A 237-nucleotide genomic window follows, 5' to 3' on the forward strand; every position below is an offset into this window, starting at 1 on the left:
GTCCCAGGGCATCGAGACGGTCAACGGCGACATCACCGACGGCATCGGTTCGGTGGTCGAGGGCGGCATCCACGTCAACAAGCCCAGCTTCAGCCTGTCGCAGCGCGCCGGACGCAAGCCGCGCGTGATCATCGGCCCGAATGCGGCGGTCAACGGCCCGCTGCACTTCGCGCGCGAGGTCACCCTGTACGTGCACCGCAGCGCGCACATCGGTCCGGTCGAGGGCGCACAACCCGG

The 237-nt window shown here is 69.6% G+C and carries 1 pseudogene; it reads left to right on the plus strand.

Annotated features, from left to right (window positions below):
* A pseudogene (locus ACQG3P_RS23355) lies at positions 1-237 on the plus strand (hypothetical protein); the annotation flags it as partial.

Source organism: Stenotrophomonas sp. SrG, assembly GCF_050031795.1.
GTDB classification, from domain to species: Bacteria; Pseudomonadota; Gammaproteobacteria; order Xanthomonadales; family Xanthomonadaceae; genus Stenotrophomonas; species Stenotrophomonas rhizophila_A.